1 protein-coding gene is annotated in these 1,032 nt (G+C 63.3%); it reads left to right on the top strand.

The genetic code is table 11. The annotated features are described in order from the left end of the window. Positions 1 to 102 precede the first annotated feature (102 nt). The coding region (locus AC1D00_RS42620) for an ABC transporter permease (RefSeq protein WP_477014849.1) at positions 103 to 1,032 on the top strand (930 nt) is incomplete at its 3' end.

Below are 1,032 nucleotides of genomic sequence, written 5' to 3' on the forward strand. Positions count from 1 at the left end.
CAACCTGGTTTGCGTGATCAGCGGCTGGGCGAACGAGACCGACAACCTGTTCGACTGGTACCGGGAGGCATGATCGCGCAGGCCTAGGCGGGGTCTTTCCCAATGAGTCAATATGTCCTGCGTCGCCTGCTGATCGCCATTCCGAGCCTGCTCGGCATTTCGCTCGTGCTGTTCGTCGTGCTGGCGCTCGCCCCCGGCGATCCGTTCTCGGAACTGGCGACCAATCCGAACGTACCGCCCGAAGTCGCTGCCGCGCTTCGGGCGAAGTTCGGCCTCGACGATCCGATCTATCTGCGCTACCTGCACTGGCTCTCCGCCATGGCGCATGGCGATTGGGGCTTTTCCTTCGTCAGCCGGATGAACGTCGATGCGCTCATCCTACAGCGCCTGCCGGCGACGCTCTATGTGATCGGCTCGGCGCAGATCCTGGCGCTCCTGATCGCGATTCCGGTCGGCGTCTACGCGGCGACCAAGCCGTATTCGCTGTTTGACCAGATCGCCAACGTACTGGCCTTCGTCGGTTTCTCGCTGCCCACCTTCTTCACCGGCATCCTGTTCATCCTGATCTTCTCGGTCACGCTGGACTGGCTGCCCTTCGTCTATTCCAGCGACATCAAGGCCACCGGCATCCGCTGGGTGCTGGAGATGATCCGGCAGGCGATCATGCCGGTGGCGGTGCTCGGCCTGTTCCAGGCGGCGTCGATGACGCGCTTCGTGCGCTCGGCGATGCTGGACGTGATCCGGCTCGACTACGTCACCACGGCGCGCGCCAAGGGACTCGGGCAGGCCAAGGTCATCGTCAAGCATGTGATGCGCAATGCGATGATCCCGGTCGTCACGCTGATCGCGCTCCAGATGCCGGCGGTGTTCGGCGGCGCCATCGTCACCGAGCAGATCTTCCGCATCCCCGGCATCGGCTCGCTGCTGATCTCCTCCATCCTTTCCAACGACACGCCGGTGGTGATGGCCGTCACCTTCGTCTTCGCGTGCCTTGTGGTCCTGTTCAATCTCATCGCGGACGTCCTGTATGGC

It is taken from the genome of Bradyrhizobium sp. P2_E8 (genome assembly GCF_056403875.1).